Source organism: Streptomyces sp. HUAS 15-9, from assembly GCF_025642155.1.
Classification (GTDB): domain Bacteria; phylum Actinomycetota; class Actinomycetes; order Streptomycetales; family Streptomycetaceae; genus Streptomyces.
Genome location: NZ_CP106798.1, coordinates 7,103,478 through 7,126,491 on the forward strand (window position 1 = coordinate 7,103,478; position 23,014 = coordinate 7,126,491).

Genomic DNA, 23,014 nt, shown 5'->3' on the forward strand with positions numbered 1-23,014 from the left:
GAGCCCCCATGACTGTCATCTCCCAGGACAAAGGTGTACGCGAGGACGACGGCGCGCGAACGGACGACGGCATGCGCAGGCTGGTCGATGTGCTGCTGCCCGGGATCGACCGGTTCGCCGACCTCCTCACCTGCCGGATCACCGAGGAGGAGGACGCCTACCGCGACCACGGCCACGTGAAGCACGACCAGCTGCGCACCTCCTGCGCGGACAACCTGCACTCCATGGTCACCCAGCTGGGCCGGGACGCCCTCGACCTGCGCGTGCCGCACGACACCGGCCGCTTCAAGGCCGAGCACGGAGTGCCGCTGTCGGCGGTGACGCACGCCTACCGGCTCGCCGGACGGTTCCTGTGGGAGTGCGTCCTGAGCGAGGCGGGAGACACCGTCACCCGCGAGATGCCGTACGTCGCCACGGCCGTCTGGTCGGTCAGTGACGCCTTCACCGACGCGGTGGCGACGGCCTACCGCGAGACCATGACCGAAAGGGCCCACCACGACCGGCAGGTGAGAAGCCTGCTGCTCGCCGCGCTGCTCGACGGCAGACTGGACGAGGGCACGCACCTGTGGGAGTGCGCCGACGCGCTGCGGCTGCCGCAGCGCGGAGTCTTCGCCGTGGTGAGTGCCGAGTGCGGGGCCGGGGGACGTCCGGCGGACGAGGATTCGCTGTACGACGTGGAGGGCGCGCTGCGGGTCCAAGGCATCTGGTCGGTCTGGCGCCAGGAAGAGGACGCGCAGGTGGGGCTGCTCTCGCTGCGGTCTGGCCGGGGCCTTGCCCAGGCCATGGAACTCATTCGCCGGCGAGGCGCCGGACGGGTGGGGGTGAGCCCCCTCTTCCACGGCCTGGAGCAGGTGCCGAGCGCCTTCCGCCAGGCTCGGCTCGCCTGCGCCTGCGTCGAGCCGGGCACCAGCGAGGTGGTCTCGTACGGCGACTCACCGGTCCGCCTGATGGTGGTGAGCGCCCCGGACTCGGCCCGGCACGCGGTGCGCGAGGTGCTCAGCCCTGTTCTCGAACTCCCGTCGCACGAACGGGACGTGCTGCTGGAAACGCTGAGCCGGTGGTTCGCCTCGGGCGGGTCCGCCACCGAGACGGCCGCCCGGATGTACTGCCACCGCAACACCGTGACCTACCGTCTGCGGCGCGTACTGGAACTCACGGGGCGCTCACCCACCGACCCGGTGGGGGCGAGCGAGATCCACCTCGCTCTGGAGGCGCACCGTCTGCTGACGGGGCTCCCGTCCGCCGGAACGCCCGGCACCTGACGCACGCGCCGTCCCCGCCCGAGGTGGGCCGGGGACGGCGGATCGGTTGGGGCGGCTCAGCGACGCGGTGGTCTCCCTGTCACGGGCCGGTTCCGCGGGACGGGCCGGCTCCGGCTCCCAGCAGGACCCGCGCCTCCAGTTCGGCGTACTCCGCCCCGCCCCGTTCCCTCCGGTCGAGGACCGATCCCAGCCAGCCGAACAGGAAGCCGAGCGGGATGGACACCAGCGCCGGGTTGCTGAGCGGGAAGACGGCGAAGTCCATGTCCGGCAGCAGCGCGGCCGGACCTCCGGACAGGGCGGGGGAGAACAACACCAGCAGCACCGAGGAGAGCAGTCCGCCGTAGATGCTCCAGAGCGCTCCCCTGGTGGTGAAGCCCTTCCAGTACAGGTGGTACAGCAGCGCCGGCAGGATCGCGGACGCCGCGACGGCGAAGGCCAGGCCCACCAGGAACGAGATGTTCTGGCCCTGGGCGTACATGGACAGTCCCGTGGCGGTGACCCCGATCAGCAGGACCCCGCCCCTGGCGACCAGGAGTTCGCTCTTCTCCGATGCCCCGCCGGCCCGCAGCCCGACCTGGTAGAGGTCGTGTGCCAGCGCGGTCGACGCGGCCAGCACGATTCCGGCGACCACCGCGAGGATCGTGGTGAAGGCCACGCAGGAGATCACGGTGAGCAGGAACGCCCCGCCGAGGCGCTCGGCCAGGAGCAGGACGGCGGAGTTGCCCGTGGCGCTGTCGGCGGTGATGGCACCGCGTCCGAGCACGGCCATCGCGCCGAATCCCAGCACACCGCCCGCCAGGCAGAACACCACCGTCAGATAGGTCGCCAACGTGACCGATCCGCGTGCCGCACGTGCGGTGGGTACCGCCCCGAGCCGCATGAGCAGGTGCGGCAGTCCCGCGGCCCCCAGCAGCACGGCCAGTTGCAGGCTGAGCGAGTCGAGCCTGCCCACGGTGTCGTCGCCGTAGCGCACGCCCGGCCGTAGGAAGGCCTCCCCCAGCCCACTGTGGTCCGCCGCCCGGGTCAGCAGGACCGAGGGGTTCCAGCCACAACGCGACATGACGAGGACGGCCAGGCATCCGCCGCCGCCGAGCAGCAGGACGGCCTTGACCAGCTGTACGGCCGTCGTCGCCCGCATGCCGCCGATCAGCACGTAGATCACCATGAGAATGCCGAGCGCACCGACCATGATCTGCCGCGCACCGGTGCCGTCCAGACCGAGGATCGGCGCGGCGAGCACCCCGGCGCCGACCAGTTGGGCGATCAGGTACACCAGGGAGATGACGACGGCGGAGATGCCGGAGGCCAGGTGCACGGACCGAGGGCGCAGACGCCGCCCCAGGCTGTCGCCGATCGTGTAGCGCCCGGTGCTGTGGAACGGCTCGGCGATCAGCAGGAGCATCACCACCCAGGCGACGATCGGGCCCAGCAGATAGGAGATGCCGTCGTACCCCGCCAGCGCGACCACTCCGGGGGAGCCGAGCAGGGTCGCGGCCGACATGTAGTCACCGAAGAGTGCGACACCGTTGCGTGCCGGCGTGAGCCGGCCGTCACTCACGTAGAAGTCGCCCGGGGCGACCCGGTCCGTCGTGACCCACAGGGCCAGGAACAGCGCACTGGCCACGAAGGCGGCGAAGACCACGAACACCGGGAACGAGCCGGCGGCGGATGCGGCAGTGGTCATCGCGCATCCTCCCGTGAGCCGGACCGGTCACCCGGATGCGGGCCGCCGGGGGCGAAGTGGGTCCTGGCATGGCGGTTGTACCACCGGACCGCCCAGACGGTGGTGACGCACTGCAGGAGACTCATGGCCAGGCCGGCGTTCAGCGGCCCGGCGATCCGTACCGCCATCACGCCGCGCGCCTCACTCGCCAGCAGGGCGTTGATCAGGTAGAGCGCGATGACTGCGCCGGCCACGGTGAAGACCGGGCGCCGGCGTGCCGCGCGCAGACGCAGCAGGGCCGGATCGTCCGTGGGCCGCTCGGGGACGTACGGTGCCGGTGCCCCGTACCTGGCGGGGTGCGCACGGGGCGGGGGCATCGGCCGCCCGGAAGCGGCGGGACGTTGCCGAGGGCCGGGATCCGTCCATGGCTGCTGTCCCTGCCAGGGGCCGGAGTCCTGCCAGGGGCCGGAGTCCTGCCAGGAACCGGAGCCCTGCCCCGGATCGGGCCCCCGCGACGGCGGCGGGGGGAACGCCGGGCTCATGACGTCCCTCTCGGTGGCTCGCTGCCCGGGCCGCCGACCGCCCGGTGCACGAGCCGGTGGTCGGCACCGGCCGGGTCGCGGGCGAGCTCCCGCGCCATGCGAAGGGCCCACTTGTGCCGTTCGCCGCGCCTGTCGCCGCCCGCCGCAGCCTCCTCGCGCAGTGTCTCGGCGTACCGGTCGGCGAGGCGCTGTCGCCCCCCGACTCGTTCGACGGTCTCGGCGATGGCCCGAAGCAGCTCCGCGTCGGAATACAGGGACTCGTGATCGAGCCGGCTCAGGTACAGGGCCGACACCGACTGTTGATCCTCTTCGGGGGGGAGGGTCATGCGGCTCATGACAGTTCCTCGGGGAGATGGGTGGATGGTCCCGGACGGGGTGCGGCTCACGAGACGACGTCGACGGCCAGCTCCCCGTCCGCGTACTGCTTGCGCAGCGTCTTCTTGTCGAACTTGCCGACGGATGTCTTGGGCACCTCCTCGAGAAGCGCCCAGCGCTCCGGCAGCTGCCAGGCGGCCACCTTGCCGGCGAGGAACCGCCGCAGTTCGTCGTGCGTGGTGCCGCTCCCGTCCCGGAGCACGACCGTGGCCAGGGGACGCTCCCCCCATTTGTCGTCCGGGACCGCGACGACGCACGCTTCGGCCACCGCCGGGTGCGCCATGAGGTGGTTCTCCAGCTCGACGGACGAGATCCACTCCCCGCCCGACTTGATCACGTCCTTGACCCGGTCGGTGAGGGTGAGGAAGCCGTCGGCACCGATCGTTCCGACGTCACCGGTGCGCAGCCAGCCGTCGTGGAAGTTCTCCGGGTCGTCGTCGAGGTGATAGGAGCCGGTGATCCAGGGACCGCGCACCTCCAACTCCCCGATGCTCAGCCCGTCCCAGGGCAGCACGGCCCCGTCCTGGCCGATGAGCCTGGCCTCCACCGGTGCCGGGAAGCGGCCCTGGCTGAGGCGGTGGCGCCAGGCGTCCTCTCCTTCGGTGCCCTCGGGCGCGCGGGCCAGGGCGCCCAGCGGCGAGACCTCGGTCATCCCCCAGGCGTGCAGCAGCCGGATGCCCAGCTCGTCCTCGTAGGTCCGCATCAGCGACGGCGGGCAGGAGGAGCCGCCCACGACGGCCTCCTCGAGGCTGGAGACGTCGGCGCCGGGGTGCTGCCGGACGTGATCGGCCAGGCCCTGCCACACCGTCGGCACGCCTGCGCCCTTGTTGGGGCGGGAGGCGGCGATGAACCGCGCGAGCGGCGCGGGAGCCAGGAACCTGTCCGGCATGACGAGCGAGGCGCCGGTGAGGAAGGCAGCGTACGGCAGGCCCCAGGCCTGGGCGTGGAACTGCGGGACGATGGCGAGCAGGCGGTCCCGGGCGGAGATGTTCATCAGGTCCGGCAGGCTGATGCCCAGCGAGTGCAGGTACAGCGAGCGGTGGCTGTAGACGACGCCCTTGGGGTTGCCCGTGGTCCCGGAGGTGTAGCACATGGCCGCCGCCTGGTTCTCGTCCAGGTCCGGCCAGTCGTACGACCCTGGCCGCCCCTCCAGCAGCCGGCCGTAGTCATGGACGCTCACCGTGGCGTCGGGCGTGAGCGCGGACTCCGCCTCCCCGTTGACGATGACGTGCCGCACCGTGCGCATGCCGGGCAGCAGCGCGGAGAAGACCGGCAGCAGGGAGCCGTCGACGATGACGACCGTGTCCTCTGCGTGATTGGCGATGTAGGTGAGCTGATCGGGGAAGAGACGGATGTTCAGGGGGTGGACCACGGCGCCCATGGCGGGCACGGCGAGGTACGCCTCCAGGTGCTCCTGGTTGTTCCACATGAAGGTGGCCACCCGGTCGCCGTGTCCTACGCCGAGGCCGGCCAGCGCGTGGGCGAGCGCGGCGGCGTTGCGGCCGACGCGGGCGTAGTCGGCGCTGCGGGTGCCGGTGTCCGTGGCGGTGACGACCTCACTGCCACCGTGCAGTCTCATACCGTTCTCAAGCAGTCTTCTCACGAGCAGGGGCACGGCCTGCATGGTGCTGTGGATGGGGTCTCGGCTGGGCATGTGCGTGGGCGTCCCTCGGATCTCGATGCCGGTGGGTGCGGCTCCGCCACCTCACCGGCCGCTGCGGCTCGTGCCGCGATCCTGGGCGCCGCACCGGGGCGCGAGTAGCTCCAGGCGGAGATATGAGTCCGGAGGTCTCCATTCGGAGATGGTCAGGGCACTTGCGGCGAGGCAGGATGTGGGACCGGAGTGCGTGCGTTCACTCCTGGTCCGCCGGCGGGAGACGACCTACCATGACGAACGTGTCAGACGGGAGCCGGGACCGGCCACTGCCGAGCGCCCTGTTCGAGCTCACCGAGGGATACAGCCAGGTTCTCGCGCTGCTCGACCAGTCCGTAGCCATGCGCCGGATCGTGGACGACGTTCCCGAGCTGGGCGGCGTGGACGTCGCGTGGGTGGGCGAACCGGACGGGGCCGACCGGCTGGTGCTCGGGCACGTCGTGCACGCCCGCACGCCCGCCGTGGACGGCCTGGTCGTCTCGGCCGGGTGCGGGCTGGGCGGACAGGTGATGCTCCGGCGCCGGCCCCTGTGGGTCAGTGACTATCGCCGCTCCGACACCATCACCCACCACTTCAACGCACAGGCGGAGACCGAGGGGCTCGGTGCGATGATCGCCGTGCCCGTCATCCACGACGACCGGCTGCTGGGCGTCCTCTACGGCGCGAACCGCGAGCCCTCCCTGTACGGCGACCGCACGACGCAGGCCCTGGAACAGGCGGCGAGCCGGGCGGCGGCAGCCGCTGTAGTGGCGGAGCGTGCCCGTCACGCGGCGGAGGTCGCCGTGCACGAGGAACGGCGCCGGCTCGCGCTGGACCTGCACGACACCGTGGGGGCCATGCTTTTCACCCTGGGCACGGGCATCCGCACGCTGGCCGAGGAGCTGCCGGCCGGGGACGCCGTGTCGGCACGTCTGGCAGACCTGGAGGAGCAGGCGATCCAGGCGGCCGCCGCGCTGCGCGTGTCCCTGCACGCGCTGCACGCGCCCCCGGAGGAGGTGGCTCTCGGCGTCGCGCTGCGCGGTGACTGCAGGGCCTTCCAGCAGCGTACCGGCGTGATCGCCAGGCTGATCATGGTGACCGAGGTGCCGGGCCTCGCGCCGGGTGGGATCAGGGCACTGACCGACGCGGCGCGGGAGGCGCTGCTGAACGTGGAGAAGCACGCGCGGGCCCGTTCCGTCGTGATGAGCGTGTTCACCCTGTCCGGGGGCGTCTGCGTGACCATCGCCGACGACGGCGTCGGTCTGCCCCCGGAGGGCGGCTCCTCCGGGGGCATCGGCCTGTCCACCATGACGGAGCGCCTGGAACGGGTGGGCGGCCGGGTCAACGTCGGCAGCAACGAGGACGGCGGCGTGACTGTCCAGATGTGGGTGCCGGCGTGAACGAACCGACGGTGCGCGTACTGGTCGTGGACGACCATCCCATCGTCCGCGACGGTGTCGCCCTGGCGCTCGGCAACGCCTCCTGGATCACCGTCACCGGGTACGCGAGCTCGGGGCGGGAGGCGATCAGCGAGGCCGAGCGGCTGGTGCCGGACGTAGTCCTGCTGGACCTGCGCCTGCCCGACATGCTCGCCCCCGAGGTCGTCCGGGAGCTGCGGACCCACGTCCCCGGCGTCAAAGTGGTGATCTTCACCGCCTATCCCGAGCACGCCGCCCTGGAGGAGGCACTCGGCGCCGGAGCGCACGCCGTGGTCGTCAAGGACGCGCAGCGTTCGGATCTGATGGACGTCGTCCGCCGGGTCAACGCCGGGGAACGGGTGGTCCGCACCAGTCCGGACCACCTGCTCAGCGTGCTGCTGAACCGAAGGCTCAAGGAGAGTGGCCTGACCCGCCGAGAGTACGAGATCCTGCGCAGGGTGGCGATGGGCGAGACCAACCCGGAGATCGCCGACGTGCTCGGCCTGAGCCGGAACACGGTCAAGACCTATCTCCAGCGGACGCTGGAGAAGCTGGGCGCCCGCAACCGCGTGGAGGCCCTGGCACGCGCGAGCGAGCGCGGGATCCTGTAGGGCAGCCCCAGCCCCAGCCCTAGCCCCGGCCCCAGCCCTAGCCCCGGCCGCGCGGCGTCGCCATGGACGGTGAACACCTGCGAGGGGTCCCCGCGCCGGTGCCGAAGCCGGCAGTTCTGGCTTCGGCGAGTACGACGGCCGCTTCGCGGGCGTCCGTAATCAGGCTCGCCAGGAGGTCACGCCCGTCGGCCGGCAGAACATCGCCGCCTTCTGCGGCAGGTCGCAGGCAGGTCGCAGGCAGACCGACAGCAGCAGACGCGTCGGGCTGGGACGCCGTTACCGGCCGGTGACGTCGGACAGCTGTCGTACTCGGGTGCGGACATCGTCAGGGTGAAGTCTTCGGGTTGAGCCCGGAGGACGTCGACTGTGACCGAGGCGTCCTTCGCCGTCGAAGATCTCCAGAGGTGGAGCTTCCGCGGGGAAGCCGGAGGCGGACAGGCATGGGAAACCGGCGACGGCCAAGGCCGGCGTCATTCCGCCGCGGCCGAGGGCGCGAAGGAGTGGCAGTGGGAGGCGCCGCCGAAGGACGGCTTCCACGTGCTGCGGCACACCTGGGCCTCGATCATGCTGCCGGCAGGGAAGTCGGTGGCGACGCCGGCAGACGGCTCGGCCGCTCCTTTCCGGCTGTCACGCTTGGTTACTATGCTCGCTTCGTGCCGGAGGCCGGAAGCAAGGGACGTACTGCCATGACGGGCTGCCGGGGAGTGGAGTCGGCCATGGAACGTAAGACAGGCGCGCTTCGAGGCGTTGGAAGATGCTGAGGCAGATTACTGCAACCCGCTACATCGAACCCCTGCGCTCCGGTGGCTCCGTCCCCGGAGTCGTCGAGGCCGACGACCTCGGCACATACGTCGTCAAGTTCACGGGTTCCGCGCAGGGCCGCAAGGCGCTGGTCGCCGAGGTGATCGTGGGCGAGCTCGCGCGGGCGCTGGGGCTGCGGTTCCCCGAGCTGGTCCTGGTGCACTTCGACCCGGCGATCGCCGACAGCGAGCCGCACCAGGAGGTACGGGACCTGCACATCGCGAGCCAGGGCCTCAACCTCGGCATGGACTATCTGCCGGGCGCGAAGGACTTCACCCCGGAGGTTGCGAAGACCTTCCGGGTCGATCCACTGGAGGCGGGCCGGATCGTCTGGCTCGACGCCCTCACCGTGAACGTCGACCGCACGGTCCACAGCTCCAACCTGATGGTCTGGCCCACCCTCGGCACCGTACCCCCGCACCTGTGGCTGATCGACCACGGCGCCGCCCTCGTCTTCCACCACCGCTGGGACGCGTCGGATCCCGCCAAGGCGTACGACTTCCGCCATCACGCCCTCGGGCACTACGCGCCCGACACCCGGGCGGCCGACGCGGAGCTGGCGCCCAGGGTGACGGAGGAGTTGCTGCGGGAGATCGTCGCCGGGGTCCCCGACGCCTGGCTGAGGGGGGACGAGGGGTTCACGACGCCGGACGAGGTGCGCAGGACGTATGTGGACTACCTCCACGCGCGCGTGCGGGCGTCGGCCGCCTGGCTCCCGACCGACTTCCCCACCCGGGAGGAGCTGGCCGCCGAGGAGGCCGGCCGGGCGGCGAGGACCCAGCAGGGCCGTCCGAACTGGCTCAAGCGGGTTCCCGACCTGCACGGCAGGCCGGCGGCGGAACAGGACTGGTCGGCGCACCTCGGATGAGCGGGCGCGTCGAGATCGAGTACTGCACCCAGTGCCGCTGGCTGCCGCGTGCCGCCTGGCTCGCGCAGGAGTTGCTGACGACCTTCGAGGAGGAGCTGACCGAGCTCGCCCTCAAGCCCGGCAAGGGCGGGGTCTTCGTGGTCCGCGTGGGCGACGAGGTGGTCTGGGACCGGCGGGAGCAGGGTTTCCCGGAGCCCACGGCGGTGAAGCGGGCCGTACGCGACCGAGTGGCCCCGGGAAAGTCCCTGGGCCACTCGGAAGGATGAGGTCTCAGCCGGTGAGCTGCTGGTACGCGGGCAGGGTGAGGAAGTCCGCGTAGTCCTCGTCGAGGGCGACCTGGAGCAGCAGATCGTGGGCCTGCTGCCAGTGGCCGGCCGCGAAGGCCTCGCCGCCGATCTCCTCACGGATGGCGGCCAGTTCCTCGGCGGCGACCTTGCGGGCCAGCTCGGGGGTCGCCGTCTCGCCGTTCTCGAACTCGACGCCCGCGTTGATCCACTGCCAGATCTGCGAGCGGGAGATCTCGGCGGTGGCCGCGTCCTCCATGAGGTTGAAGATGGCGACCGCGCCGAGGCCGCGCAGCCACGCCTCGATGTAACGGATGCCCACCTGCACGGCGTTGACCAGACCCGCGTACGTCGGCTTGGCCCCGAGCGAGTCGATCGCGATCAGGTCGGCCGCCTCGACGTGCACGTCCTCGCGCAGCCGGTCCTTCTGGTTGGGCCGGTCGCCGAGGACCTTGTCGAAGGACTCCATGGCGAGCGGGACCAGGTCCGGGTGGGCGACCCAGGAGCCGTCGAAACCGTCGTTCGCCTCGCGGTCCTTGTCCGCCTTGACCTTCTCGAAGGCGACCTTGTTGACCTCCTCGTCGCGGCGGGACGGGATGAACGCCGCCATGCCGCCGATCGCGTGCGCACCGCGCTTGTGGCAGGTGCGGACGAGGAGTTCGGTGTACGCCCGCATGAACGGGGCGGTCATCGTGACGGCGTTGCGGTCCGGCAGGACGAAACGCGGCCCGCCGTCACGGAAGTTCTTGACGATGGAGAAGAGGTAGTCCCAGCGGCCGGCGTTCAACCCGGAGGCATGGTCGCGGAGTTCGTAGAGGATCTCCTCCATCTCGTACGCGGCCGTGATCGTCTCGATGAGCACGGTGGCGCGGACGGTTCCCTGCGGGATGCCGACATGGTCCTGCGCGAAGACGAACACGTCGTTCCACAGCCGGGCTTCGAGGTGGGACTCGGTCTTCGGGAGGTAGAAGTACGGCCCCTTGCCGAGGTCGAGCAGCCGCTGGGCGTTGTGGAAGAAGTAGAGCCCGAAGTCGACGAAGGCGCCGGGAACTTGCTCGCCGTCGACGACCATGTGCCGCTCATTGAGATGCCAGCCACGGGGCCGCATGACGACGGTCGCCAGCTCGTCATTCGCCTTCAGGGCGTACGACTTGCCCGAACCGGCGTCCGTGAAGTCGATGTTCCGGGTGTAGGCGTCGATCAGGTTCAGCTGGCCCAGGACGACGTTCTCCCAGGTCGGCGCTGAGGCGTCCTCGAAATCGGCGAGCCAGATCCTGGCACCCGAGTTCAGGGCGTTGATGGTCATCTTGCGGTCGGTGGGGCCGGTGATCTCGACGCGCCGGTCGTTCAGGGCCTCGGGCGAGGGGGCGACCCGCCAGGAGTCGTCGGCGCGGATCGCGGCAGTCTCCGGGAGGAAGTCGAGCGTGGAGGTGCGGGCGATCTCGGCGCGGCGCTCCGCGCGGCGGGCGAGGAGCTCGTCACGGCGCGGCGTGAACCGCCGGTGCAGCTCGGCCACGAAGGCGAGCGCCGCGTCGGTGAGGACCTCCTCCTGCCGGGGCAGGGGCTCGGCGTCGACGATGGCCAGCGGAGACGGCGCTGGTGCGGACATGAGCTGTCACTTCCTTCAGCGGTGGCACCGGGTGCCAGTCGTACCGGGTAGGACTGAGGACGCCCGGGGAGCGGCAGGGCGCTTCTGAACAGTGGATACTAGTTTCCTCATCGTGGAACTTCAATAGTTTGTTGACGTCGAGATTCTCCGGGTCGAGGCAAGGTGGCTCTCGGTGCCATCCCGCTCACTCAAGGTGGATCAGATCCTCGGTCGTGTCGATGTCGTACGGTTCGGCCACATCGCCGCACTCGACGAGCCGGATCTCCCGCTCGTGCTCCTTCAGATAGGCGCGGGCGCCCCGGTCACCGGTCGCGGTGCGGGCGATGCCGGCCCAGTGGGCGCAGCCGAAGAGGACCGGGTGTCCGCGTACGCCGTCGTAGGCGGCGGAGACCAGGGACCTGTCGTCCTCGTGGGCGGCCAGGACGCGGCCGACCGCCTCGGGGCCGATGCCGGGCTGGTCGACCAGCGAGACCAGGGCCGCGCGGGCGCCCGTACCGGTGAGCGAATCGAGCCCCGCTCGCAGCGAGGACCCCATTCCCTCGGCCCAGCCGGGGTTGTCCACGAGTACGCAGCCGCTCAGGTCCGCCCGTTTCCGGACCTCGTCGGCGCGGGCGCCCAGCACCACATGGATGCGATCACATCCGGCCGTGCGCAGCACCCCGACCGCGTGCTCCACCAGGGGGCGTCCCCGGTGTTCGAGCAGTGCCTTGGGCCGACCGCCGAGCCGCCTTCCGCCGCCCGCGGCAAGGAGCAGACCGGCGATCCGGCCTTGGTTGTCCGTCATGTGTCCTGCATACCTGACGCGGGGCGGGGTGCCCGGTTTCGATGGACTGAATTTCGGTCCGCGCAGTGGCGCTCCCCGTACCGGGTGGCGTTTACTGACCCGCGTCGCCCGGCGCCGGACCTACGCCACGGGGCAGCAGTGCGCACACGACGGCGTGCGAGGGGGAGGGCTGTGTTGCGGAGCTTGGGACAGAGGCCGGTGACCGGCAGCGACGAAGACTCGAGAGTGGCGGAACTGCGCACCGCGGTGTCCCGGCTGCGCCGCGAACTCGCCGCACACCCGGCCGAGTTCCCCGACCGCTGCATAGCCGAGGACGAACTGGCGGCCCTGGCCGCGATGACCTCCGGCGGCATCCCCGAGATACCCCGCCTGCGCCGCTCCCTGCTCCTGATCGCGGGCGCGATCGGCTCGGTCAGCGCGCTGGCACGGGGGTTGTCGGAGGTCCGGGACGCGGTGGACCTGTTCGGGGAGCCGCCGCGACGCTGAAGGGGCTCGCGCACGAATGGGCGACCCGGACGCGGCGGTCGAGGTCCCGGGCGCCTGCGGAGAACGCTCACGGTGACCGCCGTCCTATCTTCCCGTCGACGTCGCCCGTCGACGTCGACGGGCGACTGGGCGGGCCGACTGCTGACTGCGGTCCCCCCCCGCTCAGGCACCACGAACCGGGACCGATGGCGGTCGTGCCGCCGACCCCGGCCGGACCGGTGTGCGCCGGGGCGGGCTGCTGCTCGTCGGCGGCTTCCGGCTTCGAAGAGCGAGGGAGTCGAACCCCCGGCGGGCTCAGCTCGCCAAAGTCTGGGACAGTTCCGTTGCGATCTGCTGGAGTACCGGCACGATCTTGTCCGTTGCCGATTCCGTGACGCGGCCCGCCGGGCCCGAGATGGAGATGGCGGTGGCGGTGGGGGAGTCCGGTACCGGGACCGCGAGGCAGCGGACGCCGATCTCCTGCTCGTTGTCGTCCACGGCGTACCCGAGGCGGCGCACCTCCTCCAGGGCGGCCAGGAATGCGTCCGGCGTGGTGATGGTCTTCTCCGTCGCGGCCGGCATGCCGGTGCGGGACAGGAGGGCGCGCACCTCGTGGTCGGGGACATGGGCGAGCAGCGCCTTGCCGACGCCCGTGGAGTGCGGCAGAACCCGCCGGCCCACCTCGGTGAACATGCGCATCGAGTGCTTCGACGGCACCTGGGCGACATAGACGACCTCGTCGCCGTCCAGCAGCGCCATGTTCGCCGTCTCCCCGGTCTCCTCGACGAGGCGCGCGAGGTAGGGCCGGGCCCAGGTGCCGAGCAGCCGGGAAGCGGACTCGCCGAGGCGGATCAGACGCGGGCCGAGGGCGTAGCGGCGGTTGGGCTGCTGACGTACATAGCCGCAGACGACCAGCGTGCGCATCAGCCGATGGATCGTGGGCAACGGCAGCCCGCTGCTCGCGGACAGCTCACTCAGACCGACCTCGCCGCCCGCGTCGGCCATCCGCTCCAGCAGATCGAAGGCCCGCTCCAGGGACTGGACCCCGCCACCGGCGGACTTGGCGGAGCCGGTGTTGCTGGCGCTGGACGACGGCACGGCGCGTTCCTTTCGGGACTGGCAGGAAGGGCAGCAGCCTACCCGGCAGTCGGTTGACTCCCTGCTCGTAGGTAGCTACGTTCTCCTTGCTGGAATTCTAATTCCGCTTTATGGAAACGTCCAGAGTAATGGCGCCGGGTGCACTGGGAAGAAGTGTGCCTCTTGACGGCGCAAGGACGGGAGTGAAGACTCCTTCAACAGAACGTTGAATTCCGTTACGTGGCAGTACATCCCGTTTCCTGGAAGCAAGACGGCGGCAGAGAGAGGGGCCCGGGTGTCCGACGCCGAACTGGTACTGCGCTCGACACGCGTCATCACCGCGGAAGGGACGCGGGCCGCCTCGGTCATGGTCTCCGCCGGGAAGATCACGGCCGTACTGCCGTACGACGCCGACGTACCGTCCGCGGCCCGCCTGGCGGACCTCGCCGACGACGTCCTGCTGCCCGGCCTGGTCGACACCCACGTGCACGTCAACGACCCCGGCCGCACCGAGTGGGAGGGCTTCTGGACCGCCACCCGCGCCGCGGCGGCCGGCGGCATCACCACCCTTGTCGACATGCCCCTCAACTCCCTCCCGCCGACCACGACGGTCGACCACCTCCGTACCAAGCGGCGGGTCGCCGCCGACAAGGCCCACGTCGACGTCGGCTTCTGGGGCGGCGCCCTGCCCGACAACGTCAAGGACCTGCGCCCGCTGCACGACGCCGGGGTCTTCGGCTTCAAGGCGTTCCTGTCGCCGTCCGGCGTGGACGAGTTCCCGCACCTCGACCAGGAGCAACTGGCCCGGTCGCTGGCCGAGATCGCCGAATTCGACGGCCTGCTGATCGTGCACGCCGAGGACCCGCACCACCTGGATGCGGCCCCGCGGCACGGCGGCCCCAAGTACGCCGACTTCCTCGCCTCCCGCCCGCGCGACGCCGAGGACACCGCCATCGCGAGCCTGATCACCCAGGCGAAGCGCCTCCACGCGCGCGTGCACGTCCTGCACCTGTCCTCCAGCGACGCACTGCCCCTGATCGCCGCCGCCCGGGCCGAGGGCGTGCGCATCACGGTGGAGACCTGCCCGCACTATCTGACCCTGACCGCCGAGGAAGTCCCGGACGGTGCCAGCGAGTTCAAGTGCTGCCCGCCCATCCGCGAGGCGGCCAACCAGGATCTGCTCTGGCAGGCGCTGGCGGACGGCACCATCGACTGTGTGGTCACCGACCACTCGCCGTCGACGGCCGACCTCAAGACCGACGACTTCGCCACCGCCTGGGGAGGCATCTCCGGCCTTCAGCTCAGCCTGGCCGCCGTGTGGACCGAGGCGCGCCGGCGCGGCCACGGCCTGGAGGACGTCGTGCGCTGGATGTCGACGCGTACGGCGGCCCTGGTGGGCCTGTCCGAGAAGGGCGCCATCGAGGCCGGCCGCGACGCGGACTTCGCCGTCCTTGCCCCCGACGAAACGTTCACCGTGGACCCGGCGGCCCTCCAGCACCGCAACCGCGTGACGGCGTACGCGGGCAAGACCCTGTACGGGGTGGTGAAGTCCACCTGGCTGCGCGGCGAACGCATCGTCGCGGACGGCGAGTTCACCGAGCCGAAGGGCCGACTGCTGACCCGTACCCCCTGATCTCCCGCATCCGCGGCGGCCGACTCCCGAAAGGAACACCTGATCACCGTGACGGCACAGCGTCCATCCGATCCGGCCGGCTTCACCGGCGACGCGAACCCCTACGGAGGCGGTGACCCGTACGCGGACTACCGCACCGCCGACTTCCCCTTCACCCACCACGCCAACCTCGCCGACCGGCAGCTCGGCGCCGGTGTCATCGCCGCCAACGACGAGTTCTTCGCCCAGCGGGAGAACCTGCTGGTGCCCGGGCGGGCCGAGTTCGACCCGGAGCACTTCGGGCACAAGGGCAAGATCATGGACGGCTGGGAGACACGCCGCCGCCGCGGGGCCTCCGCCGAGCACCCCTGGCCCACGGCCGAGGACCACGACTGGGCGCTGGTCCGCCTCGGCGCGCCCGGTGTCGTACGGGGCATCGTCGTCGACACGGCCCACTTCCGTGGCAACTACCCGCAGGCGGTGTCGGTCGAGGGCACGTCCGTGCCGGGCGCCCCGTCCCCTCAGGAACTGCTCGGTGACGACGTGAAGTGGACGACCCTCGTCCCGCGCACGCCCGTCGGCGGCCACGCGGCGAACGGCTTCGCCGTCTCGGTGGAACAGCGCTTCACACACCTGCGCGTCAACCAGCACCCCGACGGAGGTATCGCGCGCCTGCGGGTGTACGGCGAGGTCGTGCCCGACCCCGGCTGGCTGGAGGCGCTCGGCACCTTCGACGTGGTCGCCCTGGAGAACGGAGGCCGGGTCGAGGACGCCTCCGACCTCTTCTACTCCCCGGCGACGAACACCATCCAGCCGGGCCGCTCGCGCAAGATGGACGACGGCTGGGAGACACGCCGCCGCCGCGACCGGGGCAACGACTGGATCAGCTACCGGCTGGCCGCCCGGTCCCGGATCCGCGCGATCGAGATCGACACGGCCTATCTGAAGGGCAACAGCGCCGGCTGGGCGTCGGTGTCCGTGCGAAACGGCGACAGCGGCGACTGGCGCGAGATCCTCCCGCGCACCCGCCTCCAGCCCGACACCGACCACCGCTTCGTCCTGCCGGACCCCGCCGTCGGCACGCACGCGCGCGTGGACATCTTCCCCGACGGTGGCATCTCCCGCCTGCGCCTGTTCGGCTCCCTGACGGAGGAAGGAGCCACCGCCCTGGCCGCCCGCCACCAGGAACTGGGCGGCTGATCCCGCCCTCCGACGGGCGGACCGATGACTTTCGGGTGCCTCCGGGGTCTGCACTGCTGACAACGGACCCCACACCAAGAAGAAGGCACCCGACATGGGCAAGCTCGTCTCCACCATGTTCGTCACCCTCGACGGCGTCTACCAGGCGCCGGGCGGCCCCCAGGAAGACACCAGCGGCGGCTTCGACCAGGGCGGCTGGAGCTTTCCGTACGGCGACGACGACTTCGGCCGGTTCGTCACCGAGGTCTTCGACCGCGTCGGCGCCTTCCTGCTCGGGCGCCGTACGTACGACATCTTCGCCTCGTACTGGCCGAAGATGACCGACCCCGCCGACCCGATCGCGTCCAGGCTCAACGCACTCCCCAAGTACGTCGCCTCCTCGACCCTGACCGCGCCCGACTGGTCCGGCACCACGGTCATCGGCGGTGACCTCGCCAAGGAGGTCACCGCCCTCAAGGAACAGACGGACGGCGAGCTCCAGGTCCACGGCAGCGGAGCCCTCGTCCGCTCCCTGCTGTCCCTCGACCTCGTCGACACGCTCCACCTGCTGACCTTCCCGGTCGTCCTCGGCGCCGGCCGCCGCTTCTTCCAGGAGGGCGCCACACCCACCAAGTTCCGCCACACCGAGGGACGGATCACCGCGGCGGGCGTCTCCATCCAGACGTACGACTTCGCGGGCCGCCCCGACTACGGCTCGTACGAGCTTCCGGACAACGCCTAGCGCGCCTGTGGGAGCCGCGTGGGGACCGTGGTCCGCAGGTTAACTCCCTGAAAACTCATCGGGCTTGAAGGGAAAACCTTCAACTTTGTCATTGACATGCCACTGTCTACGCGCGTCATCATGGGCCCATGAGATTCCCCCCACGAATCAGTGGCATCGGCGCCGCGGGCGCCCTCCTGTCCGCCCTCCTCGTCGGCGGTACGGTCTCCGCCACCACGGCGGAGGCGGCTGCCTCGTCCGTCGGCAGCATCTGCTACAGCGACCTGCCCTCGCAGGCGTACACCACCCTGAGGCTCATCGACCAGGGCGGTCCGTTCCCGTACTCGCAGGACGGGGTCGTCTTCCAGAACCGCGAACGCGTCCTGCCCCAGCAGCCGACCGGCTACTACCACGAGTACACGGTGAAGACCCCCGGCTCCTCCACGCGCGGTGCGCGGCGCATCGTCACCGGTGAGGAGTACCAGGAGGACTACTACACGGCGGACCACTACGCCACGTTCGACCTGATCGACTTCGGCTGCTGAGCCGGTAGCCGATTCCGTAAGAACGGTGCGACCAGCCGGAGGCCGGGCCCGCGCTCAGCCCGGCCTCCGGCTCTCCGCGGCGGCGAACAACGCGAACGCCAGCACCACCAGGGCGAGGCTCGCGTACACCTCGTAGCCGTCGAGGAAGCCGACCTTCTGCACGAGACCCACGCCCCAGTGGGTGAACTCGTGCACCAGGCCCAGCACGCCCTGCATCAGGGCAAGGAATCCGGTCACTTCCAGCAGCTTCTTCATGGCACGACTCTCGCCCCGCGGTCTCCCCCCACGCATCGGCCGCGGGGCGAGTCCCGTCCCGCCGGAAGTCGGTCCTCGCACCGGGCTGGATCACCGAAGGTCCACGGCGCCTCGACTTTGGTCGGCGATCCTGCGCACGGGCAGACCGCGCGGGCTCGCGCTGCGTAGATTTGTCGACCGTGAGTGGTGACGAACAGGCGCAGGCGCCGCAGGTGTTCGTGGGACGCCGTTGGCTGTTCCCGTCCGCCGTGGTGCACGAACTCGACCCGGACGCCGGACTCGACGGGCGGCCGCCGCGGCGCACCGCGCGCGACTGGGTCGTCGACTTCTCCTGCTTCCTGCTGGCCGTCGCCCTCGGCCTGGCCGCCGCGGACACCCTGCATCACGACCCCCACACGCCCCATGCGCTGGCCGTCGTGGACCAGTTGCTCGGCGTGCTCGCCTGCGCCGCGGTCTGGCTGCGCCGCCGGTGGCCGGTCGGGCTCGCCGTCGCCATGATCCCCGTCGGCTTCCTCTCGAACACCTCGGGCGGCGCCGCTCTGGTCACCCTGTTCACGCTCGCCGTGCACCGCCCCTTCCGGTACGTGGCCTGGGTCGGCGGGATCGGCCTCGCGCTGATGCCGGGCTTCTACTGGCTGCGCCCCGACCCCGACCTGCCCTACGCGGCCGGCGTCACGTTCACCACGCTGATGACCGTCTCGGTCATCAGCTGGGGCCTGTTCGTCCGCTCCAAGCGGCAGCTCGTGCTGAGCCTGCGCGACCGTGCCCGGCGCGCCGAGACGGAGGCGCGGCTGCGTGCCGAGCAGGCGCAGCGTCTCGCCCGGGAGGCCATCGCCCGGGAGATGCACGATGTGCTCGCCCACCGGCTCACCCTGCTGAGCGTGCATGCGGGAGCCCTGGAGTTCCGGCCGGACGCGCCCCGCGAGGAGATCGCCAGGGCCGCCGGTGTGATCCGGGAGAGCGCGCACGAGGCCCTGCAGGACCTGCGCGAGATCATCGGCGTGCTGCGGGCGGGCGAATCCGACGACACCGGCCGCCCCCAGCCGACGCTCGCCGCGCTGGACGCCCTGGTCGCCGAGTCCCGCGAGGCCGGCATGAAGGTCAGCCTCGACAACCGCGTCACCGACCCGGCCGGCGTCCCCGCCTCCGTGGGCCGCACCGCGTACCGCATCGCCCAGGAGGCCCTGACCAACGCCCGCAAGCACGCCCCCGGCGCCGAGGTCACGGTGACCGTCACGGGCGCCCCCGGCGACGGTCTGGCCGTCTCGGTCCACAACCCCGCCCCCGAGTCGGTGCCCCGGCCCGTCCCCGGCTCCGGCCAGGGCCTCATCGGTCTGACCGAGCGCGCGACGCTGGCCGGGGGCCGACTGGAGCACGGACCCACGGCGGACGGCGGGTTCGAGGTAAGGGGCCGACTGCCGTGGGGCGGGGCGTGACGCCGTGGGGCGTGATGCGCCGTCCCACAAGCGTGATCGGTGGTCCCGCAACCGTGATGCGCCGTCCCACAAGCGTGATTACGTAAGGCCCATGACTGCGATCAGACTGCTCCTCGTCGACGACGATCCCCTCGTGCGGGCGGGCCTGTCCTTCATGCTGGGCGGGGCCGACGACATCGAGATCGTCGGGGAGGCCGCCGACGGCAGCGAGGTCGAGGCCATCGTCGACCGCACCCTGCCGGACGTCGTCCTGATGGACATCCGTATGCCGTCGGTGGACGGGCTCACGGCCACCGAGCGGCTGCGCGGCCGCGAGGACGCCCCTCAGGTCGTCGTCCTCACCACCTTCCATGCCGACGAACAGGTGCTGCGCGCCCTGCGCGCGGGTGCGGCCGGATTCGTCCTGAAGGACACCCCGCCCGCCGAGATCGTCGAGGCGGTGCGGAGGGTCGCGGCCGGTGATCCCGTCCTGTCGCCCACCGTCACCCGCCAGCTGATGGAGCACGCGGCCGGCACCCCCGCCGACACCCGGCGCTCCCGCGCGCGGGAGCGGCTCGCCGGCCTCAACGACCGCGAACGGGAGGTCGCCGTCGCGGTCGGCCGCGGGCTCGCCAACGCCCAGATCGCCGCCGGGCTGTTCATGAGCGTCGCCACCGTCAAGACGTACGTGTCCCGCATCCTGGCCAAGCTCGGCCTCAACAACCGCGTGCAGATCGCCCTGTTGACCTACGACGCGGGGCTGCTGGAAGAGGGAGAGGAAGGAAACAACGAGCACCCGGTGCGCTAGTCGGGCCGGCCGTGCGTTGTCTGTGCACTGGGACCGGTCCGGAGGACTTCGGGGGTTGTCCGAGATGGATTGGGGTTTGGGGTTTTGGGAGACCATGGGCCAATTGAATCCTCCCCTCCCTGGCGGAGGGGATTCCTGGCTCAGACTGCCTCCGGGAGCGGTGCTCCCGCAGGTCTTGCGCCCCCGACACCAGCCGGGTTGAGACCAGCCCGGACCAGCATCACGCGTGCGGAGTTCTTGTCCCTGGGAGAGACGGCTCCGCACGCGGTGCAGGTGTAGGTACGTTCCGAAAGAGGAAGTGCGTGCTTGGTTCTCGCTCCGCACGATGCGCAGTCCATGGTGGTGTGCGCGGGGTGCACGAGGCGGATGTCCCGCCCGTGCTTGCGGCCCATCTCGACCAGGGCCTGTTTGGCGGCGCCGATCGCCGCGTCTGCGGCCTTGCGGGCCATGATGGTACGGCTCAGGAACTTCGGCCGGAAGTCCTCGACCGCGATGGCGTCGTGGTTCCGGACGACGCGCTTGGCCCACTTGCGGGCGGTGTCCTGCCGCTGACGCGCGATCTTCTCGTGGGTCTTCGCGCGCCACTTCTTCGCCTCGCGGTAGCCCTTCGATCCGGCCTGGCCCTTCTTCGGCTTGCGGTGCGCCATCATCCGGTTGTACCGGGTCAGCTTCGCCTGAGCCTTGCGCCCGTGCTGCGGGTGGGGAGGTCGTGCGGGTCGGATGTGGTGGTGGCGGTCTCCTTGACGCCCCAGTCCACACCGAGGACGGCGCCCGTCTGCGGCAGTGGCTGTGTCTCGGTGGCGACGACGAACGACGCGTGCCAGTGCCCGACCGTGTCGCGGTACACGCGCACGCTGGAGGGCGTGGCGGGCAGTTCGCGGGACCACACCACCGTCAGGCTGATGCCGCCCGCGAGGTGCAGGCGGCCGTCCTTCAGCCGGAACCGCGCTGCGTGTAGTTCAGCGTAGGCAGCGCCTCACGCTTCTTCTTCGGCCGGGGCATGCCCGCGCGTTGCCGCATCGGCAGACACCTGTCGATGTCCTTCAGCGCCTTGGACCGGGACTTGGCGAAGTCGCGGATGATCTGCTGCTGCGGAACTGATGCGCCCTCGCACAGCCACCGCGTCCTAGCGCGGGCTTCGGTCAGCATCTTGTCGAGCTGGGCCGGGCCGCACGTCAGCTTGTCGTCGGGGTGCGCCCGGTTGTGGGCGTGTACCTGCCGGGACTTGGCGACGCATTCGTTCCAGATCCACCGGCATCGGTCCCACTCGGCGAGCAGGGCGACGCGGGCGGTCGACGGCACGCGAAGCCGGTAGGTGTACCGGGCGTGCCCGGTATCCCCGGAGTGCTTCTTTGGTGTCGTCATGGCACGATTTTAGCCGGGAAGACCAGAAGCGGATCTCTCTCCGCCTGCCAACGGACCTGCATGCACGCCTGGTTGAGAGAGCGCGTGCCGACCGGCGGTCCCTCAACTCCGAGATCGTCCACCTGCTCGAGGTCGCGCTCAGCCCGGACGGTGGAGACGACCAATCGCCCTGACGGCGACTGCTCCATCCCGTGCCCCGCTACGCGGGAAGCGGGGTTCCTCCCCGCCCTGAAGGACGGGGCATCCTCCGGTTACTCGGTGATTGACCTGGGTGACTTCGGGGACGGGTTCCGCAGGGACCCGCATCCGGTCTACGCGCGCCTGCGGGAACTACAGCCCGTGCACCGCGTCCGGCTCCCGACCAGCACCACGAGACCTGGATCGTCGTGGGGTACGAGGAGGCGCGTGGGGCCTCGCCGACCCCCGGCTGTCCGAGGGCAGCAGGATCGGGGTGACCCGGGACGGCCCGCCCGGTGACTGGCTGCCGGGGATGCTGATGCGTGGGGTGCGGAGTCTGCCGGTGCGCTGGTAGCGGCTGCGGACCTGCGGGGCGGTCGTTCCCGTCGTACGGCTCTCAGCCGAGCGCGGACGCGGCGCCGCCGGGGATCTCCATCAGGCGTACGGGTCTTCGCTCGCGGCGGGACCGCTCGCAGGCCTCGGCGACCCGCAGGGCCTGGAGGACCTCCCGTCCGTCGCAGGGGTTGGCCCGGGCGCCGTGCAGCACGTCCACGAAGGCGCACAGTTCTGCCTCGTACGCGGGGCCGAAGCGCTCCAGGAACCCCGTCCACGGCTTGTCCGCGGCGGGTGGTCCGGTCGGCTCGGTCGAGGCGACCGGCGTACGGTCGTCCAGGCCCACCACGACGGTGTCCCGCTCCCCGGCGAGTTCCATGCGGACGTCGTAGCCCGCCCCGTTCAGCCGGGTCGCCGTCGCCGTGGCCAGGGTGCCGTCGTCCAGGGTGAGGACGGCCGCGCCCGTGTCGACGTCCCCCGCCTCGCGGAACATCGCGGGCCCGGCGTCCGACCCGGTCGCGTACACGTCGACGATCTCGCGCCCCGTCACCCAGCGCACCACGTCGAAGTCGTGGATCAGGGTGTCCCGGAACAGCCCGCCGGACAGCGGTAGCCACTCGACCGGGGGAGGGGACTGGTCGCAGGTCATCGCCCGGACCGTATGCAGCCGCCCGAGCCGCCCCGAGCGCACCGCTTCTCGCGCGCCCATGTAACCCGCGTCGAAGCGCCGTTGGAACCCCATCTGCAGAACCGTCCCGGCCGCGTCGACCTCGCCGAGTGCCTGCAGCGTGCCCGGCAGGTCGAGGGCGATGGGCTTCTCGCAGAAGACCGGGAGACCGGAGCGTGCCGCCCGGCCGATCAGCTCGGCGTGCGCCGAGGTCGCCGTGGTGATCACCACCGCGTCCACGCCCCACTTGAAGATCTCGTCCACACCCGGCGCGGCCGTCTCTCCCAGACGGTGCGCCAGGGCCTGGGCCCGCGCCGGATCCCGGTCCGTGAGGATCAGTGATCCGACATCGCGATGGCGGCTGAGCGTGTTCGCATGAATGGCTCCGATGCGGCCCGTGCCGATGACCCCGATGCGCATGGAAACAAAGTGAGGGGCGACCCGCCGCGCTGTCAATGCGTATGTCCGGACAATCAAACTACACAACTTCCCGTCAACCATTCACAGAGCTACGCTCGGCCCGTGCCGAAACCAGAAGTGGACCC

The 23,014-nt window shown here is 71.0% G+C and carries 22 protein-coding genes and 2 pseudogenes; 14 read left to right on the forward strand and 10 right to left on the reverse strand.

The window, feature by feature from the left end; translation table 11 throughout:
- The first annotated feature begins 8 nt into the window (after positions 1-8).
- A complete protein-coding gene (locus N8I87_RS32375; protein ID WP_263214035.1) occupies positions 9-1,262 on the forward strand; it encodes a PucR family transcriptional regulator in 1,254 nt (417 codons plus the stop codon).
- Positions 1,263-1,341: 79 nt separating this feature from the next.
- On the opposite strand, the gene N8I87_RS32380 is transcribed toward N8I87_RS32375, so the two are convergent.
- From N8I87_RS32380 to N8I87_RS32395, 4 genes are read right to left on the reverse strand one after another with little or no spacing between them, the layout of a single operon-like run.
- A complete protein-coding gene (locus tag N8I87_RS32380) occupies positions 1,342-2,946 on the reverse strand; it encodes a solute symporter family protein (RefSeq protein ID WP_263214036.1) in 1,605 nt (534 codons plus the stop codon).
- Positions 2,943-3,467 carry a DUF485 domain-containing protein gene (locus N8I87_RS32385; RefSeq protein WP_263214037.1) on the reverse strand — a complete coding sequence of 175 codons (525 nt, stop codon included), beginning with the start codon at positions 3,465-3,467 and terminating at the stop codon, positions 2,943-2,945. The genes N8I87_RS32380 and N8I87_RS32385 overlap by 4 nt, the downstream gene beginning before the upstream one ends.
- Positions 3,464-3,802, reverse strand: a complete 339-nt coding sequence (locus tag N8I87_RS32390; protein WP_263214039.1) for a hypothetical protein — start codon at positions 3,800-3,802, stop codon at positions 3,464-3,466. Before N8I87_RS32390 ends, N8I87_RS32385 begins: the two co-directional genes overlap by 4 nt.
- Before the next feature lie 47 nt (positions 3,803-3,849).
- Positions 3,850-5,496 (reverse strand): long-chain fatty acid--CoA ligase, encoded by a 1,647-nt coding sequence (locus N8I87_RS32395; RefSeq protein WP_411577312.1) that lies wholly within the window; start codon positions 5,494-5,496, stop codon positions 3,850-3,852.
- A gap of 242 nt (positions 5,497-5,738) precedes the next feature.
- On the opposite strand from N8I87_RS32395, the gene N8I87_RS32400 reads away from it, so the two are divergent.
- The 4 genes from N8I87_RS32400 to N8I87_RS32415 all read left to right on the forward strand — a co-directional run bounded on the left by N8I87_RS32400 (position 5,739) and on the right by N8I87_RS32415 (position 9,439).
- A complete protein-coding gene (locus tag N8I87_RS32400; protein WP_263214041.1) occupies positions 5,739-6,875 on the forward strand; it encodes a GAF domain-containing sensor histidine kinase in 1,137 nt (378 codons plus the stop codon).
- Positions 6,872-7,504 carry a response regulator gene (locus tag N8I87_RS32405; RefSeq protein ID WP_263214042.1) on the forward strand — a complete coding sequence of 211 codons (633 nt, stop codon included), beginning with the start codon at positions 6,872-6,874 and terminating at the stop codon, positions 7,502-7,504. The genes N8I87_RS32400 and N8I87_RS32405 overlap by 4 nt, the downstream gene beginning before the upstream one ends.
- 754 nt (positions 7,505-8,258) lie before the next feature.
- Entirely contained in the window at positions 8,259-9,173 is a 915-nt protein-coding gene (locus N8I87_RS32410) for a HipA family kinase (protein ID WP_263214043.1), read from the forward strand.
- Positions 9,170-9,439, forward strand: a complete 270-nt coding sequence (locus N8I87_RS32415; protein WP_263214044.1) for an Rdx family protein — start codon at positions 9,170-9,172, stop codon at positions 9,437-9,439. Before N8I87_RS32410 ends, N8I87_RS32415 begins: the two co-directional genes overlap by 4 nt.
- Positions 9,440-9,443: 4 nt before the next feature.
- Here the strand turns inward: N8I87_RS32415 and aceB are convergent, their stop codons facing one another.
- Positions 9,444-11,066 (reverse strand): malate synthase A, encoded by a 1,623-nt coding sequence (gene aceB, locus N8I87_RS32420; RefSeq protein WP_263214045.1) that lies wholly within the window; start codon positions 11,064-11,066, stop codon positions 9,444-9,446.
- A gap of 184 nt (positions 11,067-11,250) precedes the next feature.
- The gene (locus N8I87_RS32425) at positions 11,251-11,850 is read right to left on the reverse strand and encodes a nucleotidyltransferase family protein (protein WP_263214047.1); all 600 of its coding nucleotides are present in this window, start codon (positions 11,848-11,850) and stop codon (positions 11,251-11,253) included.
- A gap of 171 nt (positions 11,851-12,021) precedes the next feature.
- Here N8I87_RS32425 and N8I87_RS32430 point away from each other — a divergent pair, with 171 nt between their 5' ends.
- Complete coding sequence (locus N8I87_RS32430) at positions 12,022-12,336, forward strand: DUF5955 family protein (RefSeq protein ID WP_263214048.1); 315 nt, start codon at positions 12,022-12,024, stop codon at positions 12,334-12,336.
- Between the two features lie 294 nt (positions 12,337-12,630).
- Here the strand turns inward: N8I87_RS32430 and N8I87_RS32435 are convergent, their stop codons facing one another.
- Positions 12,631-13,413 (reverse strand): IclR family transcriptional regulator, encoded by a 783-nt coding sequence (locus N8I87_RS32435; RefSeq protein ID WP_263214049.1) that lies wholly within the window; start codon positions 13,411-13,413, stop codon positions 12,631-12,633.
- 274 nt (positions 13,414-13,687) lie between these two features.
- Here N8I87_RS32435 and allB point away from each other — a divergent pair, with 274 nt between their 5' ends.
- The 4 genes from allB to N8I87_RS32455 all read left to right on the forward strand — a co-directional run bounded on the left by allB (position 13,688) and on the right by N8I87_RS32455 (position 17,449).
- Positions 13,688-15,025 carry an allantoinase AllB gene (allB, locus tag N8I87_RS32440; RefSeq protein ID WP_263214050.1) on the forward strand — a complete coding sequence of 446 codons (1,338 nt, stop codon included), beginning with the start codon at positions 13,688-13,690 and terminating at the stop codon, positions 15,023-15,025.
- 48 nt (positions 15,026-15,073) lie between these two features.
- On the forward strand, positions 15,074-16,204 hold the full coding sequence (alc, locus tag N8I87_RS32445; RefSeq protein ID WP_263214051.1) for an allantoicase: 1,131 nt from the start codon (positions 15,074-15,076) through the stop codon (positions 16,202-16,204).
- Positions 16,205-16,298: 94 nt separating this feature from the next.
- Positions 16,299-16,925, forward strand: a complete 627-nt coding sequence (locus N8I87_RS32450; protein ID WP_263214052.1) for a dihydrofolate reductase family protein — start codon at positions 16,299-16,301, stop codon at positions 16,923-16,925.
- Between the two features lie 128 nt (positions 16,926-17,053).
- Entirely contained in the window at positions 17,054-17,449 is a 396-nt protein-coding gene (locus tag N8I87_RS32455) for a guanyl-specific ribonuclease (protein WP_263214053.1), read from the forward strand.
- Positions 17,450-17,503: 54 nt separating this feature from the next.
- On the opposite strand, the gene N8I87_RS32460 is transcribed toward N8I87_RS32455, so the two are convergent.
- Positions 17,504-17,704: a hypothetical protein gene (locus N8I87_RS32460; protein ID WP_263214054.1), complete on the reverse strand. Its 201-nt coding sequence runs from the start codon at positions 17,702-17,704 to the stop codon at positions 17,504-17,506.
- A 170-nt stretch (positions 17,705-17,874) separates the two neighbouring features.
- Between N8I87_RS32460 and N8I87_RS32465 the strand changes: the two genes are divergently transcribed.
- Both N8I87_RS32465 and N8I87_RS32470 read left to right on the forward strand, forming a co-directional pair.
- Positions 17,875-19,140, forward strand: coding sequence for a sensor histidine kinase (locus N8I87_RS32465; RefSeq protein WP_263214055.1), 1,266 nt, complete (start codon positions 17,875-17,877; stop codon positions 19,138-19,140).
- 91 nt (positions 19,141-19,231) lie between these two features.
- On the forward strand, positions 19,232-19,927 hold the full coding sequence (locus N8I87_RS32470) for a response regulator transcription factor (RefSeq protein WP_263214056.1): 696 nt from the start codon (positions 19,232-19,234) through the stop codon (positions 19,925-19,927).
- A gap of 140 nt (positions 19,928-20,067) precedes the next feature.
- On the opposite strand, the pseudogene N8I87_RS32475 reads toward N8I87_RS32470, so the two are convergent.
- A pseudogene (locus N8I87_RS32475) lies at positions 20,068-21,292 on the reverse strand (RNA-guided endonuclease InsQ/TnpB family protein).
- Between N8I87_RS32475 and N8I87_RS32480 the strand changes: the two are divergent.
- Together N8I87_RS32480 and N8I87_RS32485 are read left to right on the forward strand one after the other, a co-directional pair.
- Positions 21,283-21,465, forward strand: coding sequence for an Arc family DNA-binding protein (locus tag N8I87_RS32480; protein WP_317633481.1), 183 nt, complete (start codon positions 21,283-21,285; stop codon positions 21,463-21,465). The pseudogene N8I87_RS32475 and the gene N8I87_RS32480 sit on opposite strands and share 10 nt — an antisense overlap.
- Before the next feature lie 85 nt (positions 21,466-21,550).
- Positions 21,551-21,749: pseudogene (locus tag N8I87_RS32485) on the forward strand (cytochrome P450); the annotation flags it as partial.
- A 117-nt stretch (positions 21,750-21,866) separates the two neighbouring features.
- Here N8I87_RS32485 and N8I87_RS32490 read toward each other — a convergent pair.
- The gene (locus N8I87_RS32490) at positions 21,867-22,970 is read right to left on the reverse strand and encodes a Gfo/Idh/MocA family protein (RefSeq protein WP_263214057.1); all 1,104 of its coding nucleotides are present in this window, start codon (positions 22,968-22,970) and stop codon (positions 21,867-21,869) included.
- Between the last annotated feature and the right edge of the window lie 44 nt (positions 22,971-23,014).